The following is a 15,202-nucleotide window of genomic DNA, read 5'->3' as shown; positions in this document are numbered from 1 at the left end:
CAGGCTCACTCGGGCCAGGCTCGCTCGGGCCAGGCTCACTCGGACCGGGCTCACTCGGGCCGGGCTCACTCGGGCCAGGCTCACTCGGGCCAGGCTCACTCGGACCGGGCTCACTCGGAACGTCGATCTCAACCGTGACGGTGTCGCTTGCATCCGGTCGCGCGACTCCGCCGGGTGGTGTTCCCGAGGCGGTTGCGGTGTTGTCGACCGAACCATTGTCGAGATCGATCTGACGCAGCGGGGCGTTTGCCGTTCCCTCAGCCGATTCGCCTGGAAGCAGCGTTCCCAGAGCGTCAGCGTTCGGCCAGGAGTAGGCGACCTCGCTGAGTCCTGCGTAGTCGTCCTCAATGACCACATCGGTCAGCGTGACATTTCCGGTGTTCGTCACCAGGAAGGTGAACTCGACTGGCGATCCGACCACCGGAGCCGAAGCTTCGACGCGACCGCTCTTCTCGAGCGTGATGCCGGTCGAACGCTCGATCGGAGTGTCGACGCTCGACTCGGCGAGCAGTGGTGCGGCGGATCCCGCGGGGGTCGCGATGGCGCTTGCCGCATTGACGACCTCACCCGCATCGACATCCGCCTGCGTCACCGTGTACGTCGCGACCGCCCTTGCGATGTCACCCGGAGCGAGCACCCCATCGGCGTCCGGCCAGATGTACGTGAGCTCACTGAGCCCTGCGAGCGGGTCGATGATCGAGACATCGTGCAACGTCACCGTGCCCGTGTTCTCGAGCTCGAAGGAGTAGACGATCGTGTTGCCCACGGCTCCAGGCCCCTGCAGACTCTCGGACTTCTCGAAGCGGAGTGCCGAGTCTCGTGCAACAGGCACCGTCACGGAGTCGTCGCCCGTCAGCGTGAGGTCGTTCGGTGTCGTGCCGGAAGCGTTCGCGAAATTCACGATCTCGCCCGCGTCGACATCCGCCTGCGTCACCGTGTAGCTCGCTGTCGCCGTGAGCTGTTCACCCGGCTGCAGCACTGGAGCGACCGCGGCGCTGCTCCAGTCGAAGTCGAGCTCGGAGAGGCCGTCGAGTTCATCGGCGATGGTGACTTCGGTGAGCGTGACATTGCCGGTGTTCACCATCGTGAAGGTGTACGAGATGACATCACCCAGGATGACTGACGCCTGGTCCGCCTCCTTCGTGAAGGTGAAGTCGGCGCTCTGCATCGGCAGTACGGTCGCGGTGTCCGAGTGCGAGACCGGCTCGCCGAGACCCGTGGCCGCACTCACGATTGCCTCGTTCCGCACCGAGCCGTCGTTCAGATCTGCCTGCGTCAATGTGTATGGCACAACCGCCGTGACGGTCTCGCCCGGGGACAACACTCCCTCACCGGTTGCATCGTCACTCGAGGACGACCAGTCAATCTCGACCGCTCCACCGAGCATCGGGTCGAGCAGGGCCACCGATTCGAGCGTGATGTTGCCTGAGTTCGTGATGAGGAACTCGTAGTCGAAGGAGTCACCCGCGGCATGCGGCGCCTCCGGGAAGGCAGCGGTCTTTCGCAGAGTGATATCGCCGGATTGCGCGAATGGAATCTCATGGGTTGCGGTCTCAGCGACCACGTCCCCACTCAAATCAGTACCGCTGACCGATGCTTCGTTGCTTCGCACACCCGCGTCGATATCGCTCTGCGTGAGCGTGTAGCTCGCGGTCGCGGTCACCGTCTCGCGCGGGGAGAGCGTTCCCTCGCCCGTCGCCGGGTCGCTCGATCCTTCCCAATCGAAGGTGATGTCGCTGAGGCCTTCGAGTTCGTCGAGGATCTCAATGTTGCTGAGCGTCACCGCACCCGTGTTCGTGACCTCGAAGCGGTATTCGACGATGTCGCCCGCCTGCGTCACGACGTTCGTGTGCGACTTCTTCAGGTCGATGAGCGCGATCCCGTCGAACCCGAGTGCGACATCATCACTATCGGCGACCAGGTCACCGAAGGCGTCGCTCGCGTTCACCGTTGCCTCGTTGGCTCGCTGGCGAGCGTCGAGGTCCTCCTGCGTGAGGGTGTAGCTCGCCGTTGCGATCACGGTTTCGCCCGGGGACAACACGCCCTCTTCCGTTGCCGGGTCGGAGGAGTTCTCCCAGTCGACCACGAGGTCGCTCAACCCCGGAAGCGGGTCGGTGATCTCGACGTCAGTGAGCGTCAGGGTTCCTGTGTTCGTCACTTCGAAGCGATAGAGCACCTCGTCGCCCGCGATACTCGTCGGCGACGACTCGGCAGTCTTGATGATTTCGACGTCACCGACGCCGCCGGTCGGAACGAATGCCTGGTCGAGATCTGTCACAGCGTCTCCGCTGGGCGGGGTTCCCACCGCAAAGGCCGTGTTCTCGATCTCACCAGAATCGACGTGGGCCTGTGTGATCTCGAGGCTCGCGTTCGCCTGCACGCTCTCACCAGGGGCGAGGACTCCCTCGCCGGTCGATCCGTTGCTCGAGTTCGCCCAGTCGATCGTGATCTCGCTCAGTCCCTCGAGGTTGTCGAGGAGCTCGACGCCCGAAAGCGTGACGTTCCCGATGTTCTCGACCGTGAACGAGTAGGCAACCACGTCGCCCGCGATACCCGCGCCCTCGACGATTTCAGCGGACTTCACGATCGCGATTCCTGGCGTCTGCGGAGTCACGACCTGCACGTCGTCGTTCGCGCTGATCGGCGTCCCACCCTGCGGCGCGAGCGCTTCGACCCGTGCGTTGTTCACGATCTCACCGGCATCGACGTCTGCCTGCGTCACCGTGTAGGTCGCCGTGGCGGAGACTGTTTCTCCAGGCAGGAGCGAACCTTCGCTCGTGACGTCGTTCCAGTCGTAGACGAGCGCGCTCAATCCAGAGAGCTCGTCGATGAAGGTCACATCGCTCAACGTCACGTTCCCGGTGTTCGACGCGGTGAGCGTGTACGTCACCGTCTGACCCGCCTGCGCCTGCGCGAGATCGCTCGACTTCGACATCGTCAACGAAGGTTGTGCCGTCGGGCGCACCGTGTCGCTGTCATTCGCAGACACCTCTGTGCCGATGGCCGTGAGCCCTGACGCGGATGCGCTGTTGTTCACGACGCCGGCATCAATGTCCGCCTGCGTGAGCGCGTAGTTCGCTGCTGCGGTCACGGATTCACCCGGCGCGAGGGTCCCGGCGGGCGTGGTTGCGTCGGTCGAGGTAGCCCAATCGATCGCGACGACACCGCCGAGCATTGCGTCGTCGAGCCGGACGGCACTGACCGTGACATTGCCCGTGTTCGTGATCTCGAAGGAGTACGTCGCCGACTGGCCCGCTTGCTGCGGAGCTGCAGGCAGGGCTCCCGTTTTCACGAGTTCGAGCGAAGGACTCTGCGCCGTCACGAGGGTGACCGTGTCGCTCGCCCGAAGCGGGTCGCTCGAGGGCGTGGTTCCGAGGAAATTCGCTGTGTTGACGAGCTCACCCGAGTCGACGATGGCCTGTGTGATCGTGATCGTTGCGACGGCCGTCACGCTCTCGCCGGGGAGCAGCTCGTTCTCCGTCGTTGCTCCGCTCCAGTCGTACTCGAGCGACGTCAGCCCCTCGAGCTCGTCGCTGAAGCCGACATCGCTCAGCGTCACATTGCCCGTGTTCATCGCGGACAAGGTGAAGGTGACGACATCGCCGAGCTGCAGCGGTGTCTCTGGATCAGCGTCGGCGCTCTTCGTGAAGGTGACCTCGGGCACCACGGTCGGGAAGACCGTCTCGTTCGCGTTCGCTGGCTCGGGTGCACCGAGTGCTGAGACAGCAGTCGCCTGCGCCTCGTTGAACACTTCGCCCGCATCGAGATCGGCCTGCGTCAACGCGTAGGTCGCTGTCGCCGTCACCGTTTCGCCGACGAGGAGCACACCTTCACCGGATGCCGGGTCACTCGAAGTGCTCCAGTCGATCGCCACCGCGCCGCCGAGCATGTCATCGTTCAAGGCGACCGAGGACACCGTGACATTGCCGGCGTTCGTGATGACGAAGGTGAAGTCGACGACGGTTTCGACCGTGTGCGGCCCATCCGGGAGCGATCCGCTCTTCGAGAGTTCGAGCAGCGGCAGCTGTGTCGTCGGAACGGTCACCGAGTCGGTGAGCTCGAGCGTTGCATTGTTCGGATCGAGTGCCGAAACAGTCGCCGAGTTCAGGAAGCTGCCCGCATCCACGTCGGACTGCGTGACCTCATACTGCGCGACCGCGGTCACGATCTCTCCGGGCAGCAGTGTGCCCGGCGTCGCCGCGAGCGACCAGTCGTAGGTGATCTCGCTGAGGCCCTCGAGCGCATCTGCGAAGGCAAGCTCCGTGAGCGTCACGTTGCCGGTGTTCTCAGCAGTGAAGGTGAAGGTGACGGTGTCGCCGAGCTCCGCCTCGACCGAGTCAGCGGTCTTCGCAAAGGAGAGCGTCGGCGACTGTGTCAGTTCGACCGTGTCGGTGTCGCCGCCCTGGACCGCGATTCCGGCTGGCGGTGTACCACTCGCGAAGGCCATGTTGTTCACGGATCCTGCGTCGATGTCGCTCTGCGTCAGTGCGTAGGTCGCGGTCGCCGTCACCGTCTCTCCTGGGGCGAGCGTGCCGTCAGGGGTCGAGGCATCGCTGGACGTCGACCAGTCGATCTCGACCTCACCGCCGAGGAGTTCGTCCTCGAGCGTGACGCTCGTCAAGGTGACGTTCCCGAGGTTCGTGAGCACGAATTCGTAGGTCACGAGCTGACCGGGAGCGTGCGTCCCCGCCTCGATCGAACCCGACTTCTCGAGCCCGATACTCGGGGAGGCTGTGACCGAGATCTCAACGAAGTCGCTCGGATTCAGAAGGTCGCCCGTTGGTGGCGTTCCCGTCGCGGAGGCAGTGTTGCGCAGGATGCCCGAATCGATATCGGCCTGCGTCACCGTGTAATTCGCTGTGGCCGTGACGCTCTCCCCGGGCAGCAGCTGACCGTCGGTTGTGGCGGCACTCCAGTCGTACTCCAGCGTCGACAGATCAACGAGATCATCAGCGAACGAGACCTCGCTGAGGGTGACGTTGCCGGTGTTCGTCGCGGTCAAGGTGAAGGTGACGACCTGGCCGACGACGATCGCATTCGTGTCAGCCGTCTTCTCGAATTCGAGCGAAGGAGCAGCGGCCGGAGTCAACGCATCGGCATCGCTCGCTTCGACCTCAATGCCAAGCGCAGACGCGCCGCTCGCTGTGGCTTCGTTGATGACCGTGCCCGCATCGAGCTCCGCTTGCGTGATCGCCGTGAGCGCAGTCGCCGTCACCGACTCTCCCGGCGCGAGTGAGCCCTCTGACGTCGAATCGTCTGTGGACGTCGACCAGTCGATCTCGACTTCGCCGCCGAGCTTCGAGTCATCGAGCGTCACATCGAACAAGGAAACGTTGCCCGTATTCGTGATCGTGAACGTGTACCTGACTCCGTCGCCCGCGAATTGCGAGGCGGTCAAGAATTCACCCGCCTTTTCAAGGGCGATCGCTGGATTCTGCAGTGCACTGACCGTGACGGAATCGTCCTGTGTCAGCGCAGCGCCGGTTGGAGGGGTACCCGTCGCTGTCGCGAAGTTGCTGATCTCTCCTGCATCGACATCGCCCTGCGTCGCCGTGTAACTCGCAGTTGCCGTGACCTGTTCGCCCGGGAGCAGTGCACCCTCGGTGCTCGCAGCACTCCAGTCGTAGGCGAGATCGCTGAGGCCTTCGAACTCGTCAGCGAAGGAAACCTCGCTCAATGTGACGTTGCCCGTGTTCGTCGCGACGAAGGTGAAGGTCAGCGTGGTGCCCACCGCAAAGGTTTCGACGTCGACGAACTTGTCGAAACTCAGGCCGCCAGTCTGCGAGAGCGTCACGGAGGCTGAATCGGAGTCGGTCACCGCATCACCCGCGGGAGGCAGTCCGCTCGCAGTGGCCTCATTGTCGACCGTGCCAGCGTTCAGATCACCGAGCGTGATTTGGTAGGAGCCATTTGCCTGCACCGTTTCGCCTGGCGCGAGCGTGCCGTCAGCGGTGGCCTCGTTCGATGAAGTCGACCAGTCGATTGCGACGTTCTCGCCGAGCATCGGGTCACTCAGCGCGACCTCGGTGAGGGTGACGTTGCCGGAGTTCGTGAGCGTGAAACTGTAGGTCACGGTGTCGCCGACCGAGTGCGGCGCTTCTGTGATCGTTCCATTCTTCTCGAGCGTGATGCCAGGGGCGAGCAGCGTCGGGGTGGTGACCGCGTCGCTTTCAGTGACGGTTTCGCCGTTCATGCCCGCTGCAGTCACCTGGGCATCGTTGATGACGCTGCCGAATTCGACATCCTCCTGTGTCACCTCGTAGGTGGCGGTCGCCGACACGGTCTCACCCGGGGCCAAGACTCCATCGCTCTGTGCGTCGTCCCAGTCGTAGCTCAAGTCGCTGAGCCCAGGCAGCTCGTCGCTGAAGAGCACGTTCTGCAGGGTCACCGTTCCGGTGTTGGTCGCGGAGAAGGTGAACGTGATGACCTCACCGACAGCGACTGGGCCCTCACTCGCGGTCTTCTCGAACTCGATCGATGCGGCTTGCAAGGTCTCCAGTGCTTCACGGTGCAGATCGCTGTCCGAGACGTCGACGAGCTGCGGACTCGTGCCGTGCACCGTCGCAGTGTTCTCGACAAATCCACGGTCGATGTCCGCCTGGGTGAGTTCGTACTGGGCACTCGCGTTCACGATCTCACCGGGTGCGAGTTCGAAGTCGCGCAGCGGCCACTCGCCGAACTGCACGGTGGAGAGGCCAGGCATCGTGTCAACGAGCGTGATGCCCTCCAGTGTGACGTTCCCGGAGTTTCGGATCTCGAATGCGAAGTCCATCGTCGAGCCGACCGCGGCATCCTCGGGAATGGAGCCGACCTTCGTCAGATCGATTCCCGGTTCCGGGTCGATCGTGATCGTGAACTGGTCGTTCGCGGTGGTCTGGTTCTGCGAGGGATCCACGCCATTCACCGAAGCGAAGTTATCGATGCGACCACGGTCGAGGTCTTCCTGCACGACCGTGTAGTTGGCGGTGTAGGTCACCGATTCGTTCGGCTGCAGCACGCCCTCGCTCTCAGCATCGGGCCACGCGCCCGCGAGCGGCTCGCTGAGGTTCACGAGGTCGTCACCGAGGGTGATCTCGGAGATCGTCGTGTTGCCGACGTTCGTGACGACGAAGGTGTACTCGATCACATCGCCGACGGCGCCGTTCCCCTCACCCGCGTATTCACCGGACTTCTCGACGGAGAGTTCGTGCGTGCGTTCGAGCTGCAGAATCTCGGTGTCGGTGTCGAACACCTCGACACCAGCGGGCCCAGTCCCGACCGCGTCAGCGACGTTGTCGATCTGCCCGCGGTTCACTTCATCCTGCGTGATCGCATAGAGGGCCTGCGCGACGGCGGTCTCTCCCGGCGCGAGGACACCGGGCTCGCCCGGCCAGGTCAGTGCGATCGGGTCCGGGCTGATCAGCAGATCGCTGAGGACCACATTGTTCAGCGTGACGTTGCCGGAGTTGGTGACCGTGAACTCGTAGGCCGCTTCCTGCCCTGCGGCGTGCGGTGGGTCAGCAATCGTGCCGAGCTTCTCGACATCGATCGCCGGAAGGCGTGTGACGGCAACGCGTTCGCTGTCAGTGCTCGAGGTGCTCACGCCGCTCGGACTCGTCGCGGTGACCGTCGCCGTGTTCAAGATCGCGCCCGCGTCACGCTCTGCCTGCGTGACGGGCACCGTGATGGTTCCAACGACCTCGCCACCGACTGGGATCCTGCCGGGGGCTCCAGGCCAGTTGTACTGAATGTCCGCGACGTTCACCCTCGCGTCCGCCAGAGTGACGTTCGAGAGCGGCACGACGCCGGTGTTCGTCATCGTGAAGGTGAAGGTGACCGTGTCGTCTTCCAGCGGCGGCTCGTTCGGCGCGTACTCGCCGTTCTTCACGAGGTTGATCCCCGGGTTGTTCTGCAAGGGCACGGTGTAGCTGCTCGAGGCCGAGACCGCCGGCCCCGTGGGAGGAGTTCCCGTCGCGCTGGCGGTATTCGAACGAGTTCCCGCGTTGATGTCGGTCTGCGTGATGACGTAGCTACCCGTGTAGGTCACGGATTGCCCGGGCGCCAAAACGTTCGCTGTTCCAGAGGGCCAGGTCGCAGGAGGCGTCAACCCTGACAACAGCGGGTCGCTCGCGGAGACTCCCGTCAGCGTGACATTGCCGAGGTTCGTGACCAGAATGCTGTAGTTCACGGTGTCGCCGAGGACGAGCGCTCCGTTTGCTCCCGAGCCCGTGTACTCGGCGGTCTTCTGCACACCGATCAGCGGACTTGCCAGGATCGGCACTGTTTCTGAGTCGGTTCTCGTGACCGGTGCGCCCGTGGGTGGGGTTCCGGTGACACTCGCCTGGTTTTCCAAGCCGCCGGCATCGATGTGCGCCTGCGTCACGGTCACGGTCGCAGTGCCCTGCACGACTTCGTTGGGTTGCAGTTGGTTCGCAGTTCCGGGCCAGTTGTAGGAGATCGCGCCGAGGCCCGGCATCGGGTCGGTTACGGCGACATTGGTCAGGGTGACGTTTCCGGTGTTGCGAGTCGTGAAGGTGTAAGTGATGGTGTCGCCGAGCCGTGCGGCACCGCTGACGGAGGAATCCTTCTCAAACTCGATCGCGGGAGCCGAGGCGATCGTGTGGGTCGCAGTCCGTGTCTGGTTGACTCCCTGATTCAGCGAGTCCGCCCCCTGCACTCGCGCTGAGTCGTTCACGACATTGCCGCGGTTGACGTCGGCCTGCGTCAGGACGTACGACGCGGTCGCCTGAACCGTTTCGCCACCGGAGAGCGTGCCCGCAGGAGTTGCAGGGTCAGTCGAGGTCGCCCAGTTGAGGCTGAAATTCTGCAGGTTCGGCATCGGGTCGGCGAGCGTCACGTTGGTGAGTGTGCTCGTTCCACTGTTCCGAACAACGAAGGTGTAATTGAGGGTGTCTCCGGCGCGACCGGAGTAACCGGGTGCCGCGGTGACCGACTTCTGCAGGTCGATCTTCGTGACGGTGACCGACGTCGAATCCGTGCTCGTGACCGTTCCGTTCGTCGAGGTCACCGTGGCAATCGCCGTGGCAACGGTCGTGACGTCGGTTTCGCCCATCGGAGCGCCCTGGCAGGTGAAGGTCTGACTTGCGCCAGAGGCGAGCGAGGCGAAGTTCCTGGCACAGTTCGTCCCGGGTACGGTGATGTTCGCGTTCGTGAGCGGCGCGGAACCGGTATTGGTGACCGTCACGGTGTAGGTCGGGGTGTCGCCCGGGCGACGAGGCTGCACGTCGACTGCAGCATCGTTCGCTCCCGTGTACGAGATCTCGACCTTGATTGCGGCCACTGGCACCGAGAACGCCGTCGCTTGCAGCAGGTAGGAGTCGCCCTGCGTGTCCAGCTGCAGTTGCGCAGAGGTCGTTCCTGCGGGAAGTGCCGTCAGCGTTGCTTCTCGGACGTCGATGTTGGCGTTGTAGAAGGGCGTGGTCGCACCCGGATTCTGGTATCGCACCGCCGAGGCCGAATGCCCGACCCCGATGTTGTTGGTCGCATTCGCCATTCCCGGCGCATTGTTCGGGATGAGCGTGAACGCTCCGCTCGTCCCCGCTCGATACGCGGCCGTATCGTTCGCGATCGCGCGGTCACCCTCTCCGAGCAGGAAGCTGGTGCGAACCTGATTGTCCTGCGCTGCGAATCCCGAGTAGTTGATGGTCTGCGCGGGGCTCGCGGCGCTCAGTCGAACGTGACCGTCGTGCAGGAAGACCTGGCGTGCCTGCGTCAGCGTCGGCTGAGCGGAGTTGAAGTTCCCGTAGTCGTAGACGAGCGTGATGCCCCAACCGCCGAAGCACCCCTGGCCGGTCGGCAACCACACGTTGCCGACATTGATGGTCTGCGGGGAGCCCGTTGGGATGTTCGAGAAGAGGTTCGTGATGTCGGCGGTGCCGGAGTAGTACTGAGGCGTCATGGCCCCTGGTTCTGTCGTGATCGCTCCGGTCACGCTCGTGATTGCTCCGCCGGCAACCTGCACTCGCGGCTGACGTGTGAGGAAACTGCCGCTCGGTGCGCTGCCTGCGACGCCGTTGGTCGAGCAGCGGATCTCGTTCGAGCCGGCAATCACACCGGTATTGCCCTGCCAGTAGAGCTTCGCGTACACGACGCGGGCGTTCTGGGGAACCGTCACGGTCGCACTCGACGAGGTATCCGAGTTCAGCGCGGGCACCGCGTTGGTGCGAGTCATGATCTGGAAGTCGTTGAACTGGCCGTCGATTCCGTTGTGGAGGCCGTTCGAGGTTTGCGCCGCCTGACCCTGCGGTGTGTTCACGCCGGTCGACGTCATGAGACCGTTTCCGATCATGATGTAGTCGCCGTTCACGACCCTGTTGAACGATTGCGTCATTGCCCCGTAGGCCGCGTGGGCCGGCGTCGTGCTCGCGATGACACCTCCGCTCACAATGAGGAGCGCGCCGAGTGTTGCTGCCAGAAGGCGAACGAGGCGGCGGCGTGGCGATGGGTGTGGAGTTGCAACGTCAGACAAAGCGAGACCCTCAGAGGTCGAATGCGGACAGAATTGTGGAAGGCGCGAACTCCGGAGCAAAGCAACGCAGTACGCATAAGGGGGGCAAATTTGACCCTATCCAGGCCCTCAAATCGGGGGCAAGGGCCGACACGCCGCCGCACGTTTGCTGGGAAGCGTAGAAATTAGCTCCCCCAACTTCCGATCCCAGTCGCCGTATGAGGAGTTACTAATTTGACCCCCTCATTTTGCAGGCTCTGCAACTTTCGGTAAACCGCTCGGTTCCTGCGCACGAGCGTGAGATCTGGAGTTTCTCCAAGGAACTGGAGCGGCGGTCTCACAGCCGATTACGCTGGGACCCATGAGGACACGTGACGACATCGAATGCTGGCTCACCGATATGGATGGCGTTCTCGTCCACGAGAACACTGCGCTCCCAGGCGCAGCAGACCTGCTCCGACAGTGGAACGACGACGGCACCGAGTTTCTCGTGCTCACCAACAACTCGATCTACACGCCGCGCGACCTCGCGGCCCGACTCCGCGCCTCCGGCCTCCACGTTCCAGAGAGCCGCATCTGGACCTCCGCGCTCGCAACCGCCGACTTCCTGAAGCAGCAAGCACCCGGCGGCACGGCCTTCGTCGTCGGCGAGGCAGGGCTCATCACGGCACTCCACGACGCGGGCTTCACCATGACCGACACCGACCCTGATTTCGTGGTCATCGGCGAGACGCGGACCTACAGCTTCGAATCCATCACGAAAGCAGTCCGGTTCATCAACGCTGGCGCGCGATTCATCTCCACGAACCCGGACGCAACGGGCCCGAGCGCCGACGGCGTCCTGCCCGCGACCGGCGCGATCAACGCCCTCATTACCACCGCGACCGGCGGCAAAGCTCCGTACATCGTGGGCAAGCCGAACCCGATGATGTTCCGCAGCGCGCTCAACAAGATCGGCGCCCACAGCGAGAACACCGGCATGATCGGCGACCGCATGGACACCGACATCATCGCCGGCATGGAGGCGGGCCTCCACACGGTACTGGTGCTCACGGGCATCTCCGACCGCGCCTCGATCGAGCAGTATCCGTTCCGCGCCGACGAAATGGTCGACGGCGTTTTCGCGCTCGTTCGTGAAGAACCAGAAGAGTCGGACGTCACGGTCGAACGCCCCACCGAGGGTTTGTAAGCGCTCGCGAATCGTTTACGAGCTCGAGAGCAGTTCGGCGTGAATCAAGGCGCCGAGGAACGCGCCGAGTCGAACGACGGTGATCGCGAGCACCGGAAAGAGCACGAGTTCGCGAAGGTTCGACTCCGTGCCAACCTGCAGACTGCCGTCGAATCCGAGCCAACCTGTGAGGGCGGCGCGGCCGCGAGCAAGCAGCAGCACGACGAGGGCGACCGCGATCAGCACACCGAGGAGCCCGAGCAGGAGCGGTCCGCCACCGATCGACTCCGGGCCATTGATCCCGAAGACCAGCACTGCGGCGCCACCGCTGAGCGCAAGGGCGGGGAACGACCACCAGGACGCCGGGGTTCCGAAGCCCCGGGCGATCATCACTGAGACGAACACTGCGACTGCCAACACGACGATGCCGCCGAGAATGCCACCGAGGGAAGCGATCGTGCAGACTCCCGGGTCGTCGAACGCGCACACCCCGCTTGTCGACTCCATGAGCGAGATCAGTGAGGACGTCAGCCCCTGCCAGCCGAGGCCGAGCAGGAGCCACGAGGTGATGAACCCGAGCCAGCCCGTGAACCCTTGACCCTCGGTGATCCTGCGGGGCACAGGGAAGAGTCGGTGCTTCCTTGCCGGACCATGAGCGTGCATACGGTTCACTCGCCTTCTCTCGCAGGAATTGCCACCGAAGTTCAGCGCTGCTGCAAGCCTACGCTCGCTGCCGCGTGACACCCAGGGCGCAGCGGAGTTCGGTTCAGCTCACGTGCAAGAGCGCAGCGATCGCGAACATCACCGGCAACGACAGGAACGTCGTGAGCAAAACGGTGTCGCGGGAAACCACCATGCCCGTCTCGTACCGAATCGCGAATTGATACATGTTCTGCGCAGTGGGCAGGGCCGCCATGATGGTTGCCGCGTAGACGAGCTGCGGATCGAGCTGCAGGATGAACGCGGCGACGACGTACGCGACCACCGGCATGATGATCCCCTTGAGCACCGTGGCGAGCAGGATCTCCTTGCGCCCCGTGCCAGGCTGCATCGGCTTCTGTCCGACCAGCGAAACTCCGAAGGCGAGCAGCACCATGGGCACCGCAGCACCCGCGAGCATGTCGATCGGTGCCATCACGATCTCCGGCACCTGGAAATCCGTGAGGGCGACTACGAGTCCGAGGAGCCCCGCGATCAGCATCGGGTTTCGAATCGGCTGCGAAATGATCGACCAGAACGAAGCCTTGCCCCGCGAGCGCACATCGAGGAACCCGAGCAGGGTCGGCGCGAGGATCACCAGTTGCACCATGAGCAGCGGCGCGATGTACTGCACGTCACCGATCACGTAGGCGGCGACGGGCAGACCGATGTTGTTGACGTTCGTGTAGCCAGAGGAGTATGCGCCGATCGCGAGGGCACCGGGATCCTTCGTGAACCACAGTCGCGCCACGACGAAGTAGACCACGGCCACGACGACGAAGGCGATGACGTTGACGAGCAGGACGGGCGAGAGCATGACGTCCATGTCGGCGTTCGCAAGCACGGTGAACAGGAGTGCGGGAGTGGTTGCGAAGAAGGCCGTGCGATTGAGCACGAAGCGTGCGTCGCCGGTCACCACTTTCGTGACGGCGAGGAGCCAGCCGACCAGGATCACGACGGCGATGATGCTGAACCCAGCGAGCACTCCGCCCATGCGATCTCCTTGTCTGCGCCTGTGTTGCCCCGTCGATGAGTCTGGAACCACCGAGTTCCGAGAGCGCGCCGGATCACCTGCGTGAGCGCACGCTCAATCGAGTTACTGCGGTTCGAGCCCGAGGTCCGGCAGGTGCAGTGCAGCCCGGTACTCGTAGCCGGCGGCTTCGATCCGTGCTTGCGCACCCGTTGCACGATCGGCGATCACCGCGACGGCCACGACGATGGCGCCGACCTTTTCGAGCGCTTCGATCGCGGCGAGCGGGGAACCTCCCGTGGTCGAGGTGTCCTCGAGCACGACGACGCGCTTGCCCGCGAGGTCTGGACCTTCGACCTGACGGCCGCGCCCGTGATCCTTTGGAGCTTTGCGAACGACGAAGGCGTCGAGCGCGAGTCCACGCGCGAGCCCACGGTGCATGACGGCGCTCGCGAGCGGGTCAGCGCCCATGGTCAGCCCACCGACCGCTGCGACATCCGGGATATCGGCGATCAGGTCGAGCAGGACATCACCGATGAGCGGCGCAGCACGGTGGTCGAGGCTGAGCTTGCGCAGATCGATGTAGTACGTCGCCTTCTTCCCGCTCGTGAGCGTGAAGTCTCCGTGGAACACGGCTTCGTCTTTGATCAGGGTGATGAGTTCTTCGCGTGCGGTCACGTCTTTCAGCGTACTGCGCCGTGCACGGGCATTTGTCCCGTGCGGACGTCCAGGCCGCGCGGATACGCAAAGAGGACGAGTGCCGCGATGATCCAGATCGCCCCGCAACCCGCGAGCAACCAGAGTGGATCGACACCGACGAGGAGCCCCGCGATCCCTGCGCTCGCTGAGCCGGCACCCACCCGGAATGCGGAGGCAACCGTGAAGATCTGCGCGGCGACCTGGGGTGGCGTGTGTGCACGGCGGAGGTACAGCATTGAGGCGGTGCTCGCCGCCGTGAACACTCCGGCGAGCGCCGTGCAGCCGATCGTCCAGGCGTACCCGACGTCGAGTCCGGCGATGATCAGGAAGACGCCCGTCAAGCCCGTGCTGATGCCCATGGTGAGTGCGGCGCTCATTCGTTGCGGCCGAACGGACTCGATGAAGGTGCCAAGCAGGGCGCCGAGTGCGAGCGCGGTCACCTGCCAGCCTCCGGCGTCGGCGCTCAGATCGTTGCGAAGCGCGATTGCGACGGCGATGATCGGCAGCGCACCCTTCCCGAGTTCGTTGAGTGTTCCCGAGAGTGTGACGACGGCGAGCGGGCGGATCCGGACGAGTGCCCGCGCACCCGCAAGGATCGTGCGCACGACGGAGGCGCGCTCGCTCTTTCTCGGCGCGATCGGCATTGCGAAGATGCCGAGCGCACCCAGTGCTGCGATGACGGCGAGCAGCACCATCGCAGTGCGGGCCCCGAGGGTCGCCCCGATCAGGGCAACGAGCGCCGGTCCGACGACGGAACTGATGTTGTACGAGAGCGCGTCGAGCGCGTAGCTCCTGCGCATACTGCCGTTGATCGGTGACAGGAAACTCGAGAGCCCTCCGAAGCCGACGGAGTTGAGCGCACCGCTCAGGGCGAGGGCGATCATGACGATCGGTGTCGGGATGTCGCCGAGGCCACTGGCAATCGCGAAGCATGCGCCCGTAATGAGCGCGACGGTCACGAAGACTGCGCGCGGCGCCTTTGCACGGTCGAGGATGATCCCGACGAACGGTGCCGCGATGACGCTCGGTGCCAGGGCGATGGCCACGAGGGCAGCGCCGAGTGCGACGTCGTTCATCTCGGTGACCGCAAGGATCGGCAACGCGATCATGATTCCGGCGCTCGCGAGGCGAGGCGGCACGGAAGCGAAGAGTTGTCCGAATCTGAGCACGCTGAACTCCCTGTCAATTCGGTGGTGATCCTGTACCGCACCGTATCGCG

General features: G+C 64.2%; 5 protein-coding genes and 1 pseudogene. 1 reads left to right on the top strand and 5 read right to left on the bottom strand.

What is annotated here, in order from left to right; genetic code table 11:
- Positions 1–223: 223 nt before the first annotated feature.
- A pseudogene (locus tag U2H20_RS09175) lies at positions 224–9,493 on the bottom strand (DUF7507 domain-containing protein); the annotation flags it as partial.
- 1,315 nt (positions 9,494–10,808) lie between these two features.
- Between U2H20_RS09175 and U2H20_RS09170 the strand changes: the two are divergent.
- The gene (locus U2H20_RS09170; RefSeq protein ID WP_430591985.1) at positions 10,809–11,636 is read left to right on the top strand and encodes an HAD-IIA family hydrolase; all 828 of its coding nucleotides are present in this window, start codon (positions 10,809–10,811) and stop codon (positions 11,634–11,636) included.
- A 15-nt stretch (positions 11,637–11,651) separates the two neighbouring features.
- Here U2H20_RS09170 and U2H20_RS09165 read toward each other — a convergent pair whose 3' ends face one another.
- The 4 genes from U2H20_RS09165 to U2H20_RS09150 form a co-directional block, all read right to left on the bottom strand.
- The gene (locus tag U2H20_RS09165) at positions 11,652–12,278 is read right to left on the bottom strand and encodes a hypothetical protein (RefSeq protein WP_430591984.1); all 627 of its coding nucleotides are present in this window, start codon (positions 12,276–12,278) and stop codon (positions 11,652–11,654) included.
- Between the two features lie 103 nt (positions 12,279–12,381).
- Complete coding sequence (locus tag U2H20_RS09160) at positions 12,382–13,308, bottom strand: AEC family transporter (protein ID WP_430591983.1); 927 nt, start codon at positions 13,306–13,308, stop codon at positions 12,382–12,384.
- A gap of 102 nt (positions 13,309–13,410) precedes the next feature.
- Complete coding sequence (gene pyrE / locus U2H20_RS09155) at positions 13,411–13,962, bottom strand: orotate phosphoribosyltransferase (protein ID WP_430591982.1); 552 nt, start codon at positions 13,960–13,962, stop codon at positions 13,411–13,413.
- Positions 13,963–13,967: 5 nt separating this feature from the next.
- Positions 13,968–15,152, bottom strand: coding sequence for an MFS transporter (locus U2H20_RS09150; protein WP_430591981.1), 1,185 nt, complete (start codon positions 15,150–15,152; stop codon positions 13,968–13,970).
- Positions 15,153–15,202 lie beyond the last annotated feature (50 nt).

The organism is Humidisolicoccus flavus (genome assembly GCF_045689595.1).
GTDB lineage: Bacteria > Actinomycetota > Actinomycetes > Actinomycetales > Microbacteriaceae > Humidisolicoccus > Humidisolicoccus flavus.
Note: the sequence above shows the minus strand (reverse complement) of the source record. Positions and strands in the feature narration are given on the sequence as shown.

Excerpts from the sequence above, each read along its gene's own strand:
- U2H20_RS09170 (WP_430591985.1), top strand. The coding sequence starts at position 10,809 with ATGAGGACACGTGACGACATCGAATGCTGGCTCACCGATATGGATGGC.
- U2H20_RS09160 (WP_430591983.1), bottom strand. The coding sequence starts at position 13,308 with ATGGGCGGAGTGCTCGCTGGGTTCAGCATCATCGCCGTCGTGATCCTG.
- U2H20_RS09165 (WP_430591984.1), bottom strand. The coding sequence starts at position 12,278 with ATGCACGCTCATGGTCCGGCAAGGAAGCACCGACTCTTCCCTGTGCCC.